Here is a 16,085-nt window from a genome sequence, read left to right on the forward strand (position 1 = left end):
TTACTCACTATGATCAACCTGACCTTTCTCGGCTGAACGATAAATCGACAATAAGTCCTCTAAAATCGTCTCATATGAATGTTGTGCGATTTTTGCCTGCACTACTGTTTCATCAATGACATTAGAATTCTCATCGAGCGCACTCCATAAACCTTTCGCCAATGAATCCGGATTTTTCGGTTCAACCAAAATACCTGCCCGGTCTTTCAACAAATAAGAAAGCCCTCCAACGTCCGTTGCGACAACCTTCGTTCCAGCCGACATTGCTTCGAGCGCAACCAATCCGAACCCTTCATGATAGGAAGGAAGTACAAGCGCATCAGCCGCCGACATCCATAGTGCCAAATCCGCTTGACCAAGAGGTTCTTTGAAATGAATGTCTTCAACATCCTTTTCTCGTATGAACGACCGTAACTCCTCGACAAATTGACCGTCTTTCTGCGAACCAATTACGTACAACGAACTATCAGGAAACGACATTTTCAGTGAATCAAACGCTTCGACAAGTTCAAGAAGGCCTTTTGCTTGAATCACATTTCCGACAAAGATCAATATTTTCTCTTCTATAGGAAGAGATAGTTTTTCCCTCGCCTCTACTTTAGCTACATAGTTAAAAATGGATGTATCGACACCCATACTCATGACATGAACATTCGCTTCCGGAACATCGAAGTTATTTATCACATCTTCCCGAAGTTTGTCGCCAACAACGATGACCGATTCCGCTTGTCGTAAAATGTTTTTTGTCATATCAGCAATGCGCTGACTCCTCGCAGCCATTTTATCGATATCTCCACCATGAACAGTCACAACATAAGGAATACCAAACATCTTTTTCCCAATCAATGAAATGATTCCTGTTGGAAACGCATAATGCGCATGTGTTAAGGATAATTTCTTGCGATTTTTCATCATGTATAAAACAGAACGGAAAAACCATGTCATGTATTTTTTCAATGCCTGTATTTTCCCTTTTCCAGGATTCTGAATAGCAACCACATCGACATCAAGACGAGCAGACTGAAGAAGGCCAACCTGATTTTTCACAAAAAGACCGTATGTTGGATGTTGCATTGACGGATACATATTGCTGAATACGACTATTTTTCTCATTTCATTTCTCAACCCCATCTTTCAATAACCTAACGAGCTAGTCCTATATTTAGATTCAATAATTATAGCATATCATTTTATATTCGACCTCTTGACAGCCAATACTGCATCCAACACTATTTACTAACCACAACAAAAACACCATTTGATAGAATAGAATCCCGTCAAATGGTGTTTTAAGACTACTTATGAGTATAATACTAGCCTTGTAATGCTATTGTAATGTAACTGTAACCGAATTAAAGGTTTAGCTATGCTAAGATGTTGAAAGATAAAGCACACGCTATTATATGTGCGAAAGGGGAAATTGAGAAAAGAATGAAACGTTTTTTATTATTAATTTTTGCAAGCATACTATTTTCAACGTCCATCCCGTCCATGGCTTCAGCAGATTCTGCAACTAATCTCGTAAACACAGCTCGATCATATATAGGTACACCTTATTCATATGGAGGGACAACCACTTCCGGTTTCGACTGCTCAGGATATACGCAATATGTATTTAAACAACAAGGAATTTCCATTCCTAGAACGGCTAGCCAACAGTATGCTATGGGAACATCTGTTGCAAAAAGCGAGTTAAAAACAGGCGACATTGTATTCTTCAATACAAGCGGCAGTGGAGTTTCACATAATGGAATTTACATTGGGTCCGGTCAATTCATCCATTCGTCTACAAGCAAGGGTGTCATGATTTCTTCCATAAACGACCCTGCCTACTGGGGTAGCCGTTATATCGGCGCTAAACGAGTGAATGATTTCACACCAGGTTCTCTCGTCGCATCGGCTGACGTACCAACAGCAGTTAAAAAAGCAGTTACATACGCTTCTCGTGCTGAAATTGCACAAACACTTGTCGATGAACTCGGCTTGAAAAAAACGAGCACTAAATCTTCTTTTTCTGACGTAGCTACAAATCACCCACAACTTGATGCTATCATTGCAGTATCAGATGCAGGTATCTTCTCAGGAAATGACGGCAAATTTGATCCTAGTGGTGAAATGACACGTGCACAACTTGCTAAAGTACTTGTAGAAGCATTTGATCTTAAAGGATCTACAGTTACTTCCTTCAAAGATGTTCCAAAAGATCATTGGGCAAGTGAATATATTAACATTCTTTATCACAATGAAATTACGACCGGTTATGGTGATGGTAATTACGGTCTAAGCGATAAAGTTACTGCAAGTCAGTTCAAGAAGTTCACTGATCGTCTCACTAATTAATTTCTCATTCACCGGATGTTCCACTTAAAGGAACATTCGGTTTTTTTATATAAAAATTCAATTATAGTTATTTATTAGTATAGCAATAATTGGACATCACTGTTAAAATGAATCTACAACTCTAGTAATACAAGGGAGGACACAATGAAAACAATTAAGTGGGCAGCAGTGGTAATGATGATTTTCACACTCGTTTCCATGGTCCCGGGAAAATCTTTCGCTAAAACTCAATTCACGGACGTAACAACTGATAAGGAATACTATGAACAGGTCAATTACATAGCTGATCTTGATATTATTAAAGGATACTTAGAAAATGGGGTTTCAAAATTTAAACCGGGTAATAACTTAACTCGTGCCCAGGCCGCTAAAATGCTGGTCATTGCTGCAAAAAAGCAGAACATCCCTGCCCCGTCTTTACAGTTCAAAGACGTTAAGCCTGGTACCGAGCAATATGAGTATATAAGCCGCGCCGTTTCACTTGGCTATTTTAAAGCGGAATCTAACGGAAGCTTCAAACCAAACGAAAACTTAAAGCGTGGCGAGATGGGTAATGCACTCGCGGTTGCTTTCAATCTTTCAGAAAAGATTTCAACTGAAAAACCAATGATGCTTACAGATATGAAGAGTCATCAATACGCTGAACGTATCAATGGACTTTATTATGCTGGAGTAACAAAAGGTGATGCTGGAAAGTTCCTGCCTAACGATTTCTTAACTCGTTCACAGTTCTCTCTATTCCTAGCTCGCGCAATGAATGATAAGTATGCTTTACCCGTTAAACTACCAGATCAAACTTCAAGTACGTATTTTGCAAGAGTGGCAACAAGTGGAGAAACGCTGAACGTACGCTCACTTCCATCAGTGAATGGGAATATCGTTGCACAGCTAAATAATAAAGATATCGTTGAAGTTGTCGGTAAAACAGGAGACTGGTTACTAATTCTTCTGGATGACGGTGAAGGCTATATCAACGGTAAATATACTGTAGAAGCTGGAACGGAAACACCCGATGACAATGTTGTTACACCTGAAAAACCGACAATTCCTGAAGAACCCAGCGTGACTGGCGACCTAATCGGAAAAGTAACGGTGAAAAGCCTAAACATGCGACAAGCTGCTGGCACTAGCTCCCCTGTTATCGCTGCGTTAACACTAGGGCAAAAAGTTGAAGTGCTATCACTCGATGGTAACTGGGCAAAAATTCGTGTGAATTCTAAAACAGGGTTCGTTAGTAAAACATATTTAAAACTACTCAACCAAAAAGGCAATCCACTTGCTAATCGCATCATCATCTTAGACCCGGGTCACGGAGCACATGATCCCGGTGCTTCAAAAAATAAGGTATCAGAAAAAACCATCACGTTAAAAGTTGGTAAACTTGTAGAAGCAAAATTGAAAAAAGCAGGCGCAAAAGTAATTATGACACGTTCAAATGACACGTTCCTTTCACTTGAACAACGCACTGAATTTGCCAAGAAAAATTTTGCCGAAACATTTGTATCGATTCACGTAAATTCAGCCGCCGCGACATCAGCAAAAGGAACTGAAACGTACTTCGACTCATCTTCGAATGCTAACTCAGTAGAAAGTAAATCTTTAGCAACTTACATTCAAAATAATATTGTTAAAAGAGCAAATATGGTTAACCGCGGTGTGAAAGACAATCGTTTTTATGTCATTAAGAACAACAATATCGCAGCTGTCCTCGTCGAACTTGCTTTCATCTCAAATGCAGATGACTTTAAAAAGCTGACGAGTGATGCCTATCTGGAAATATATGCTGAATCAATCTATCAAGGTCTAGTACAATACTATTCAGCTCAATAATAATATATACCGAAGAGAGTGAAACTACTCTCTTCGGTATTTTTTTGTGAATTTACACAAAATTGTTTTGTCCATTACTGAGCCTAATGGTACAATTGGATTACAGACTATTTCGTCATTAGTTCATATATTTATATGATGATAAAATAGTATAAAAAAAGGAAAAGAGGGTTGTACTTTGTCTATTAAATACTCTAAAAGTGCTACAGCAGCTATGCTTCTATTAAGCTCAATTGCTATTACACCTGTCATGGCTGCCGAAACACCCGTTGCTGCAACTGGGGACTTCTCGATGACGGTTCTCCACACGAATGACACGCACGCAAACCTTGCTACGACTGCGGAACGTGCAGCACTCGTCAAAAAAATTCGTGAAGAAAAGCCTTACAATGTCCTGCTTGATGCAGGCGATGTTTTTTCTGGAACACTTTACTTCAACGAATTTGAAGGACAAGCTGACCTCGCTGTTATGAATTATCTTGGGTACGATGCCATGACATTCGGCAACCACGAGTTCGACCTTGGCTCCTCTGCAGAAGGGCACAAAGCGCTAGTAGATTTCATCAAAGGTGCGAAATTCCCATTCATTAGTGCGAATACTGATTTCTCGGCAGACCCGCTTTTCGATGGTCTTCAATCTAAAACAGTCGAAGCAAAAGCCGAAGACGGTAAAATCTATAACGGAATTATTAAAGAAGTGAATGGTGAGAAAGTCGGTATTTTCGGACTAACGACTGAAGAAACAAAAGACATTTCGAGCCCTGAAAAAGTGATATTTACGAACTATATTGTGGAAGCGAAAGAAGCGGTTGCTGCATTTGAAAAAGCCGGTGTGAACAAAATTATTGCGCTTACTCATATAGGATATAATGACTCTGACAATGTCGACAACGATCTTCTTCTTGCTAAAAACGTGCCAGGTATCGACATTATCGTCGGGGGGCACACGCATGTTAAACTTGACGAACCTTTCGTAGTTAATAAGGATACTGAACCTGTGCTTATCGTTCAAGCGAATGAGTACAATAAATTCTTAGGTCAACTTGACATCACATTCGATGATAAAGGTGTCATTAAAGATTATAGCGGTGTCCTTCATGCTGTCGGCGGTGAAAATGCCGCAGTTGACGCAGGCGCAGCAGAACTTATTAAACCTTTTTCTGATAAAGTAAAAGAGACTATGGAAAAACCAACTGGCGCCACGGCTGGCGTATTCCTTAGCGGTCTCCGTGATCTTGGCGGTGTTCGTGCAGGTGAAACCAATCTAGGGAATATCATCACGGACGGTATGCTCGCTAAGGCGAAAGAAATCGATCCTTCGACTGTTATCGCATTCCAAAATGGCGGCGGTATCCGGACTTCAATTCCACAAGGTCCGATTACATACGGTCAGGCAATTTCTGTACTGCCATTTGGTAATACACTTGCATTGATGGAACTAAGCGGTGCAGAATTGAAATCTGTTTTTGAAAGATCTGTCGAGAAGTACCCAGAGGAGGATGGTGGCTTCCTTCACGTTTCTGGAATGAAACTGATTTTCAATCCCGCAGCTGAAATCGGCAATCGAGTCATCTCAATGGCAATCGATGGCAAGGAAATAGAAGCTGACAAAACATATAAAATCACAACTAACGTCTTCACTGCTCAAGGTGGCGACAACTATGAAGTTCTAAAAAAAGCATATGCAGATGGACGTGCCAGTGAGCCAGGCTTCTCCGACTGGGAAAATTTCGCTGATCATATGAAATCTATCGGCACAATCAACTCTGGAATAGAAGGCCGTATCCTAGCAAAAGTCCCTTATAGTGACGTTGCCTACGATAGCTGGGCTTATCCTTACGTATCAGATCTTTATTACCGCGGAATTTTGAAAGGTACAGATGCGACATATGGTCCAGAAAAAGAAATGACACGTGCACAAGCTGCTTCTTGGATTGTCCGCGCACTTGACCTGAAAGCTGATGGTTCGGCACCATTTAACGACATCGAAAACTATGCTGCTGATACAAAAGCGGAAATTGTTGCAGCATACGAAAATGGATTGATTAAAGGCGTTAACGGCAAGTTCATGCCTAGTGAAAAAGTGACGCGTGCACAATTCGCGTTGATGCTAGAACGCGCGTATGAAAATTACACAGGTAAAAAATACACAGCAGCTGCAAAAGCACCATATGCAGATTTCGGTAACTATGGCTCGGAAGCAGTGAACGCTATCTCTATGCTTCACGAACTCGGAATCACTACTGGGTCTGACGGTAAATTTATGCCTGGTCAATCTACATCACGGGAACATGCAGCGAAAATTGTCTCGAACTTCATTTACAATGTAAAACAAGCGAAGAAGGCTGAATAAAAAAAGCGACATTCAGCCTCGGAGGGGTTAGCGCCTGAAGTCTAGGTACTGCTCGAGGTTCAAAAAATTATACTGTCTTTTAATTATTGGCCTAAAAGCGTTCTTGTACACTTCTCATAGTGTGCAAGAACGCTTTTTCTTTTCATTAAAATGATGGAAGACCTACTTGTGATTCGACCCATCCCTCGTTATACATTCCATCCAATTCCGCATCTTTTAATGGAACAACAATGTACTTTCTGTTGCTATCTCTTATCACGGCAGTAGGGAAAAATTCAGCCTCCCCTATTCCTATGTATTGCTTCCCTGCGAACTTCGTATGATCCACAGAAACTCTTGCGATACCACCTACATTCGTCGAGTCAAACTGCTGCGCTGAATAAAAATTACCAAGTGAATAAAACACTTTCGTTTTCTCTACCTCATCGTATTTTTGCAACACATGTGGATGATGGCCGAAAATTATATCCGCACCAGCATCAGCAATGAGCCCCGCAAACTCCTCTTGCGCTTCCGATATTGTTAATTGATATTCTGTCCCCCAATGCATGGAAACAACCAACACGTCCACCAGGCTTCTAAGTTGGACAATTTCCTCGCGCATCTGTTGCTGCTCAGTGACGGAGACTAAATATTCTTTCCCTTGCGGAATTGGGTTGCCATTCGTGTTGTGCGTATAGCTTAGAACGCCAATCCGAACGCCATCAACTTCCACAATTCGATCTTTCTCCTTGTCTTCACTAGATGTATATGCGCCAACATAGGGCATGCCATACTCTTTAATATTGCTGATTGCTTTCCGCAGACCTGCTTCTTTCAAGTCAATTGTATGATTATTCGCGATCGATACCATGTCAACGCCGGTCTTTTTCAAATCTCGGATAATATGTTTTGGACTGTTAAAGCTCGGATAACCAGATAGTCCTAGCTCCACACCACCAGGCATTGACTCCTGGTTAGCCAGCAAGAAATCAATACCTGTCAGTCGGTCTTTCACGGCCGCAAATGCAAAATCATAATTATTGTAAGTATAGAGCGGATTATGAAGAAGAATATCGCCAATCATACCAATGGTTACCGTCTTCATATCAATCTTTATATCTAGCGTGACCGGTATACTACGTTCTGCAAAATCGGCAGGTACGGTAATCTCAGTGGACTTCTCCCCCATATAATCACGTAGGCTAAACCCGCTTAGAATAAACATTATAATCATTAGCACAAATACTTTCCTTTTCACTAAACTATCCCCTGTCTTGCTAATTTTAGATTTTCACTACTATCTATGTTGAACAAATGAATACGGCGTATACGCTTTACAAGGGATTTTGGGAGGCCACTGAAAAAGCCCTTGTAATTGGAATCAATTAGGATTCCCACTAATACCGCTTCGACGCTTTGTGGATGCCTCCCGCGATACCACGAAGACGCGCCTGCGCTGGATGGTCTATGTGTGAAAGAGCTTTTCATTATCTGTGATGAAATCTGCAAGTTGGAGCACGTCTTTCTTGAAAATAAGTAGTATCAAAAAGTAATCACCTTATAATCTCAGCATATACATCTCGAAATTACATTTCTCTCGATAATGAACAACCTAGCGCAGGCGCGGCAAAGGGGTCGCCGAAGCCGTAAGACTGGATGCGAAGCGCTAATCCAGGCTTATGGCGAAAGGCATCCCCAAAGCGCCAAGCGTTCTTCAATCCACACTCCGAATTACACCTCTCCCATTATGGTGCACCACAGCAAATTCAATGGGATTCTTTAATTCAACATATATATCTAACTCATTATAGACCGGAAGTTAGCGCTGAATAGCGTTTCGTAGAAATTAAAAGACTATGGTAAAGAAAAATGAGACACTTTGGGGGAGTGTCTCATTAATTATATTACTTATCTTTCTTACCATTTTCTGCACTATCCTTAAATTGTTCAACTTGCTGTTTTTCACTCGTTTTTGGTTCGAAGTCTGGATACGGCTTCCCTTCTGGCATTCCCGTAAATCCAGTGTCATTTTCTTTTTTCAAATCTTGCTGCTTTTTTTCAGACATTAAAAACACTCCTTTTTATCGATAGTATTATTAATACCCTAAAAGCCCTTCTTTCAAGCTGAAATAGTGAAAAGGCATTTTGATTTCCAGTTTTCCCTACCTATACACTTTTTCGGCATGCCAATAAATGGATACCATTCTTAAGCGGACTTAACTTTTTTGTGACTAGAATATTGACGTAGCTCCACTTTACTAAGGTAAAGAGAAGCACCTCTTATAGTATTAAAAAATTTGAAAAGAGTAATGTTATGAAAACCGCAAGTAATGCACCTATGCTCCAAATTTGTTCACACCCTCTCAGATCAACTAAAACTAAACAACTCACTAATTACCGAAGTCATCCACGACATTATATTCGCATCAAAAAGAACGGGAAATAGCTAGTTATTCCTGGATGTAGTTCATGAAAAGTATCCGGTCAGCAACCTAAAAATAAGTAAGCCTACAATAAGAACCAATGCCCGCTGAAGGCTCTTACCCGATATCTTATCTTCTTTTTTCGCTTCAGCCATCATCATAGCGCCAAGCAAGAATACTGCTGGAAGGAGCGTGATAGTAACAATCGTCATGAAACTTGCAGAAAACACAGGAATTGTAATCTCCTTCTCTTGTAATACGAAATATATCGCTATTGTAATCACGCTTATTAAACCTAATATACCTGCAGTCCATTTTGCCGTTGAAAACTCCATATTTAATTTCTCCTTTTTTCAGTTAATAAAACCATGCCATTATTTGTAGAAAGATCATCTTCCCATCTCCCCCTACTAACAAAGCCATTGGAATTTCTCAGGGACAAGTATTCGTTACTACCTTCGGTGAGCCAATTTGAACGGAAGAATTGCACTGACTGATTTGTTTGGAACAGTTATGTATTGACCTTTTCTATTGAAGCTTGTTCTCATTCTTTTCAGACTGTGCTTCTTTCTCGCTGCAACCAGCAAGTACAAAAATAAATCAGTCTATTATTATAAACAATAACGTCCTCACAATTTGTCTAACCTCCCAAAAACCTACCTATGTAAATCAAGTTTCCTTTTTATCCATATTTAGCCAACCAACTACTCTATAATTATCATTTCACTATTAAATTGTCAAAAATATTTTATTATGTCGCCGAAGAAAATGATTAAATAGACCATAGGCATTTAGACTTTCTCAACTATTGTTTAAATGAATCACTTATTTTTAGTGAATTATATTTATTTTTCAATTAAAAACCATTCTAATTGCACTAGTTTTTTAAACATAATTAAATAACCGTGACTTTCGCATCTTCATTTGAAACTATTCTAAATAAAAAGTCTCCGTTAAAAGATACTTGAAACTAAGATATATAAAAAAAGCGAACAACATGTTCGAAGACTTGTTGTTCGCTTTGCCTCTTTGTTGTTATTCACACCCTAAAATGCTTCATTTCCATTTGGAGATCTTCGGCAAGTTTTGCCAGTGCTTGCGCGCTAGATGAAATCTCTTCATTGACCGCCAACTGTTCTTCTGTTGCTGCGCTTGTATCCCCCGCAGACGCAGCTGCCTCGCCACTCAGCTGGGCGATTTCACCAGCACCATAGCTCACTTCTTCTGCCATCGCCTGGATTTCTTCAATTGCAGCAGATACTGTCTCGACTTTTGTTGCAACATCGCCGACTGCGTTTTGAATTTCTTCAAAGACCAGACGCGACTGTTCCGTTGCAGCGATACCGATATCTACGCGCTCACTGCCAGCGTTAATGGAAGTGACTGCCCGTTTGGACGCGTTTTGGATCATGCTTACCATTGTGCCGATTTCTGTAGCAGAGGTCTTCGATTGTTCTGCCAGTTTTCGGACTTCCTCTGCTACAACTGCAAAGCCTTTGCCGTATTCTCCTGCACGCGCGGCTTCGATTGCCGCATTAAGTGCAAGCAAGTTCGTCTGCTCAGCAATAGAGGTGATGAGAGTCGTAATTTTCTGTATTTCATTTGAATGCTGCGCCATTTCCTCCATGATTACGGAAGATTCCTGGATTGTCGTATGAATTGTTGTCATTTGAACTGATACTTCCCCGACTACACTTGAACCCGTAGTAACAAGTTTTGATACAGTTTCCGTTGATTGCAACATCTCTTCATTATTACTCGCAATTTCTGCAACCCCTAATGATAGTTCTTCCATGGAAGAACTAGATTGTTCAATAATTCTCTGTTGCTTTTCACTGCCCATTAACTGATTCTCAGCAGTTTTAGCAACCATTTCAGAAGATGCTAAACTTTCTTCTGAGCTTGCGGACAATTCTTCTGACTGAACCGCTAACTGTGTAGCAGAAAGATTGATTTTACGTACCATATTTGCTACATCTGTCCCCATTTTGTTGAATGCAGCCGCCATATCCCCAATTTCATCTTTGTTTTTAACTTTTAGTAAATCAATTGTTAAGTTTCCTGATGCAATTTCATTCAACCCATCCGTTACTACACGGACAGGACGCGCGATACCCCGGCTGATGAATGTTGAAATGACAATACCTAGAAGCGTTGCAAAAATAATAATTCCAATTACAAAGATAATTGTAGCCATCATGAAGCTTTCCAACTCAGCACGAGTTTTCTTTTGCTCCTCAAATTGATCCGCTTTGATGATTTTTGCATTTTCCAGAACAAGAGCGCCCACATTTGCCGAAGCTCGTCCAAGTTCCGTCGCTTTACGATCTTTTCCTTCTTGGACATTCAGTACAATCTCATCTTGCAGGTTTAAATATTTCGTACGTGCTACCTCAAGATCTTCCAGTAAGGCTTTATGTTTTCCAGTCTTAAATAAGACGGTTAATTCTTGATACAATTCGTTGAAACGGTTAACATTTTCCGTCCGCGATTCCAAATGCTTATCGTCTTTGAAAAGCATAAACCCTCGCACATCATCTTGGATTTGATTGTGTTTCAAGATGAATTCATCTACCAATTCTACTTTTTTTACACGATCATCCAATAAAAAAGTATAATCTGAGCCAATCCGAATTGTTGACCATAAACTCAGGCCCCCCACAATTACAAGTAATGTCAATATCGTTGCAAAACCCATCCATAATTTTTTCGCTACAGTAAATTTCATCATTTCCCCCCACGATCTTTTAGCCTATTCAAATTATATAACTATTGACGGATAATAGCATTACTTATATACTAATTCGGAATAATTAGAATAATAGACCTACTATCTTTTCAGATTAATTTAACACCACTACTTGTTACAGTGAATTATACATATATACTAGCTACAGAACGTAGTTTACTTTGTGAAATATGTTGTCTTCGTTCGCAATTATATTGTTTTCCCAGCATCCGTCTCAGCCAACCATTCGTTAATTAACAAAAGCGCGAGCGACTTTCTAGACCCGAAAAGTTCTGGGGGCCTTAAGGGTTCTAAATTCATGAATTCGCGTGGATACAGGGGTTGCGGGTTGGGGAACCAGATGTAAATCTCGACGTTACAACTTATCACCAGTACGAAATTTGATAATTTCCTAGGCAATAAAAAACGTACAAAGGAATTTTCCCCCTTTGTACGTTTTCATTCAGTACATTATTTCTGTTTCAATGAATATTTCGCGAAACCTTCTTCAGTTGGAGACAGATATTCAATACCGCTTCCTTGTGGGATGATTTCTTTCGCTTTTCCAGACGTTTCAAATGTAACATTGATACTTTCATTCAATGGTGCGAATGCCCAGTTGCTGTCTGCAGACGGGTCAATTGTACCTACTTCAATCATGTAGTCCATGATTGCCTGACGATTTTCATAAGCGTAATCGATTGAATCTGTAGCATTGCGTACACCTGGGAAATCTCCGCTTGCACGATAGTTATTCGTCACTACGAGGAATTTTTGTTTTGAATCAATCGGTTTTCCATCATACTGCAAATTGACAACTCGATTAGCTGAGTCATTAATCGTTTTTCCATCGTAATCATATTTAGCAGGTTGAGTGACGTCAAAATCATATGTGACTCCATCGATAACATCGAAGTTATACGTACGGAACTCTTCGTTAATTAAGTTTTGTTGTTCTTTAGATGACGGGTCGATTTGGTTAAATTGGCCTGCCGACATTTCAAGCCATTCTTTAACATCTGCGCCTGTCATAACAAGCGCGAACACTGTATTGTCGAATACGTAAAGGTCTGCCACGTTTTTAATGGCAATTTCACCTGTTGGAATTTCAGTGTAATAGTTTGCTCCATTACGACCACCTGCTTTAAATGGGGCGCCCGATGATAGGACAGGCAGTTTCTCGTATTCAGTGCCCTTAATCTTATCTTCAACGAACCATTTTTGTGCATTTGTCACAATTTGAATTGAAGGATCGTCTTTCACAAGAGCAAAGTAACTATTAATTGGTGCCGTAGTTTTACCTACTGGACTGCGCACATACTCGATTGTTCCCTCATGTGCTTCTTTTACTGCATCGATTACTTTTTGAACAACTTTATCTGATTTTTTATCAATTTCCCGCACTGCACCTTTGCCTTTGATAACAGCCCATTGATCGCCTGATTTTTTTAGTTCAAGATCAATTACGCCCAAGTGACTACCAAATTTACCTGGCATCACGACAGGTGTTCCGTTCACTGTTCCCTGTTCCATATCAATATTTTTAAGATCCCCAAAATCACCTGGGAATACTGCATGGTTATGACCTGTCAAAATTGCATCTACACCATCTAGTTGTGAAATTTGATACGTTACATCATCTTCATCAACAGTATGGATTTCATCTCCCATTCCTGAGTGTGACAAGACCACGATAATATCAGCGCCTTGCCCCTTCATCTCGGGGATGAATTTCTCAACTGTATTCGCTGCATCTTCTACAGTCACTTTACCGTCAAGCAGTGCACGGTCCCAACGAACGATTCCCGGTGCAACAACACCGATAACGCCAACTTTCAACGTATGCGTTTCGCCTATCCCATCGACAACTTCTTTATCGAAAATAGCATAAGGTGTGTAGCGATTATTCTTCGTTTTTGCATCATAGACATTGGCGTTCAATACCGGGAATGGCGCTTCCTCCAATACCGAATCCAAATAATCCAAACCATAGTTGAACTCATGATTGCCTAATGTACTTGCATCATAATTAAGTGACTCGAGGGCAGCCAGTGCCGGATGAAGTTCACCTTTTTCAAGCTTGTCTACGGTTACTTTATAACCACCAAGTGGCGTTCCTTGGATTAAATCTCCGTTATCAAACAGGAGATTGTTTGGCTTTTCTGCACGCGCTTCTTCAATTAAGACCGCTGTTTTCGCAAGTCCTACTTCATTCGATACTTTGTCCTGATAATAATCATAGTTAACAAAGTTCGTATGCAAATCAGATGTTCCTAAAATGCGCAGTGAAACTGAATTCGTTGGCGGTTCCACATTATATGCACGTAACAATCGATCAATAATTTTAGTAACTTGTACTTTTGTTACGAGCTTCTGAGGTTTTGCCGTGCCGTCTTCAAACCCTTGTAACAACCCGAGTCCGACACTTCTTGAAAGCTCCACAAATTCGTTTGTCTTAAATGAACTTTTGTCTTTGAATTTATCAAGCAAATCAGTAGAAAAAACTTCTTCTGACTTGATGGCCCGGGACGCAATCAGAAATGCGTGCTCACGTGTCAGCTTTTGACTCGGCTTGAAAGTTGTTGAAGTAGTTCCTTTGATGATGCCCATTTTCTGTGCGGCTTCCACGTAAGGTGCCAATTGTGCATCTACATCTGTAAATTCGAGCGTCTCGCCGTCACTTAATTCAAATTCAAGTGCTTTAACGATTGCTGTGATATATTCACCCCGGGTCACATCTTGCGTTTTCGTAGCTGCATTCGCTTGAGGTGTAAACAATAACCCACTGAATGTGAGTGCCAAAATAACAATCCACAACCCCGTCTTTTTTAATAAAGACATTCGTCCATCTCCCTTATTTTGTATTCATTTCCGTGCGAATACACGGAATGACAAAGTTGTTCTAGTAAGCTAGCCAACTCACTTTCTAGCATATCACGGAATCCGAAATATTTCGCACTGATTACACTCATTTTTTAGAATAATACGAAATAAGCCCCTATTTTATTTTGTTCAAATAGGGGCTTATTATCTATAGTTCTATTTCTTCGTTTTATTGGCAATCTCCATTGCTCGGTTTGTTCCTTCAGCTGCTTTATCAAGTACTTCTTGTGGGTCCTTTCCTTGATAAAGATCTTCCAATGCAGTGACAATCTGCTGGCGTGATTCCGGGAAGACTGAAATGAGCGCTCCTTGTGTCGCGAGGCCCGGCACCGTGTCTTGCAACTGATCTACCGTTACTTTGTACTGCGGGAATTCCGCCCACTTCTCTTTTACGTTCTCTTCATCATAGGCTTTTGGGTTAATGGCGAAATAGCCTGTATCCAAATGCCATTGTGCCTGCACTTCTGGCGTTGTTAAGTATTTCATGAACTCCCATGCCGCTTCCTGGTCTTTTTCAGCGATGCCTTTGGACATCCAAAGTGAAGCACCGCCAATAACAACACCGTTTCGCTTCACTTCATCCGCATGCGGAATATAGGCAACACCTACGTCAAATGGCGCATTGGTAATGGCTCCTGCTACTCCTGCTGATGAATCCATGTACATAGCAACTTTTCCGGATGCGAATGCTGCGCGAATATCATCCCAGTTCGTTCCGAAGTTACCGAATGTACCAGCTTTGTTCATAGTATCCAAGAAGCTAAAGACATTAAGTCCTTCTGGCCCGTTAAAGAGCGCTTCCGTTGCGTCACCTGAACGACCATTGTCTTCATCGACATATAATCCGCCTTGCGTTGCAACAAGCTGTTCAAAGAACCAACCATACGTCAACATGGAGAATCCATACATCTCACCCTTTTTCAGTTTTGCTGCCGCATCAATTACTTCTGAAAACGTTTCGGGTGCTTTTTCAGGGTCAAGTCCAGCTTCCTTGAACGCATCTTTGTTATAGACCATTACCGGCGTCGATGAGTTGAATGGCATCGAATAGAGCTCACCGTCAACTTTATAGTAATTTAAAATATTCTCTTCAAGCTGAGATAAATCATAATTATCTTTGTCGATGAACTTCTGCATTGGCTCAATATATCCGCTGTCGATCATGTATTTTGTACCGACTTCGAATACTTGCGTAATAGCTGGAGCATCTTTTGTCCCACCGACACCACGTAACTTTGTCAGCGATTCTTCATAGGTACCTTGGAATTCGGCTACCACTTCATACTTATCTTGTGAGTCATTAAAACCTTTGACGATTGAATCGAGTGACTCCTGTCCTGTACCGGACATTGCATGCCAAAATTCAATGGACACTTTTTCATCGCTTTCTTCCGTTTCTGTTCCTTCGCTAGTAGCAGGTTTGGACGTTTCGGTCTCATCATCTTTTGTACTACTATCACTGTTCGTACACGCTGCGAGAACGGCCAAACTCAAAATAAGAAGCCAAACGAACGATAATTTCAACATTTTCATCCTACTGAGCACC

10 protein-coding genes are annotated in these 16,085 nt (G+C 40.5%); 3 read left to right on the forward strand and 7 right to left on the reverse strand.

What is annotated here, in order from left to right; genetic code table 11:
• Window positions 1-1,113 carry a glycosyltransferase gene (locus ACP8HG_RS12335; protein WP_438296484.1) on the reverse strand — a complete coding sequence of 371 codons (1,113 nt, stop codon included), beginning with the start codon at window positions 1,111-1,113 and terminating at the stop codon, window positions 1-3.
• A gap of 261 nt (window positions 1,114-1,374) precedes the next feature.
• Between ACP8HG_RS12335 and ACP8HG_RS12340 the strand changes: the two genes are divergently transcribed.
• The 3 genes from ACP8HG_RS12340 (at window position 1,375) to ACP8HG_RS12350 (ending at window position 6,523) form a co-directional block, all read left to right on the forward strand.
• Window positions 1,375-2,340 carry an NlpC/P60 family protein gene (locus tag ACP8HG_RS12340; RefSeq protein ID WP_438296486.1) on the forward strand — a complete coding sequence of 322 codons (966 nt, stop codon included), beginning with the start codon at window positions 1,375-1,377 and terminating at the stop codon, window positions 2,338-2,340.
• 144 nt (window positions 2,341-2,484) lie between these two features.
• A complete protein-coding gene (locus ACP8HG_RS12345; protein ID WP_438296488.1) occupies window positions 2,485-4,170 on the forward strand; it encodes an N-acetylmuramoyl-L-alanine amidase in 1,686 nt (561 codons plus the stop codon).
• 178 nt (window positions 4,171-4,348) lie between these two features.
• Window positions 4,349-6,523: a 5'-nucleotidase C-terminal domain-containing protein gene (locus tag ACP8HG_RS12350; protein ID WP_342538923.1), complete on the forward strand. Its 2,175-nt coding sequence runs from the start codon at window positions 4,349-4,351 to the stop codon at window positions 6,521-6,523.
• A gap of 145 nt (window positions 6,524-6,668) precedes the next feature.
• Here ACP8HG_RS12350 and ACP8HG_RS12355 read toward each other — a convergent pair whose 3' ends face one another.
• The 6 genes from ACP8HG_RS12355 to ACP8HG_RS12380 form a co-directional block, all read right to left on the reverse strand.
• Window positions 6,669-7,763 carry a CapA family protein gene (locus tag ACP8HG_RS12355; protein WP_067212189.1) on the reverse strand — a complete coding sequence of 365 codons (1,095 nt, stop codon included), beginning with the start codon at window positions 7,761-7,763 and terminating at the stop codon, window positions 6,669-6,671.
• A gap of 646 nt (window positions 7,764-8,409) precedes the next feature.
• The gene (locus ACP8HG_RS12360; RefSeq protein WP_399628742.1) at window positions 8,410-8,571 is read right to left on the reverse strand and encodes a hypothetical protein; all 162 of its coding nucleotides are present in this window, start codon (window positions 8,569-8,571) and stop codon (window positions 8,410-8,412) included.
• A 401-nt stretch (window positions 8,572-8,972) separates the two neighbouring features.
• Window positions 8,973-9,263, reverse strand: coding sequence for a hypothetical protein (locus ACP8HG_RS12365; RefSeq protein WP_187045642.1), 291 nt, complete (start codon window positions 9,261-9,263; stop codon window positions 8,973-8,975).
• A gap of 704 nt (window positions 9,264-9,967) precedes the next feature.
• On the reverse strand, window positions 9,968-11,656 hold the full coding sequence (locus ACP8HG_RS12370) for a methyl-accepting chemotaxis protein (RefSeq protein WP_438296491.1): 1,689 nt from the start codon (window positions 11,654-11,656) through the stop codon (window positions 9,968-9,970).
• Between the two features lie 471 nt (window positions 11,657-12,127).
• On the reverse strand, window positions 12,128-14,497 hold the full coding sequence (locus tag ACP8HG_RS12375; protein WP_438296493.1) for a bifunctional 2',3'-cyclic-nucleotide 2'-phosphodiesterase/3'-nucleotidase: 2,370 nt from the start codon (window positions 14,495-14,497) through the stop codon (window positions 12,128-12,130).
• Between the two features lie 198 nt (window positions 14,498-14,695).
• Window positions 14,696-16,072: an ABC transporter substrate-binding protein gene (locus ACP8HG_RS12380; RefSeq protein WP_370569909.1), complete on the reverse strand. Its 1,377-nt coding sequence runs from the start codon at window positions 16,070-16,072 to the stop codon at window positions 14,696-14,698.
• Between the last annotated feature and the right edge of the window lie 13 nt (window positions 16,073-16,085).

Source organism: Sporosarcina sp. FA15, from assembly GCF_051550195.1.
GTDB classification, from domain to species: Bacteria; Bacillota; Bacilli; order Bacillales_A; family Planococcaceae; genus Sporosarcina; species Sporosarcina psychrophila.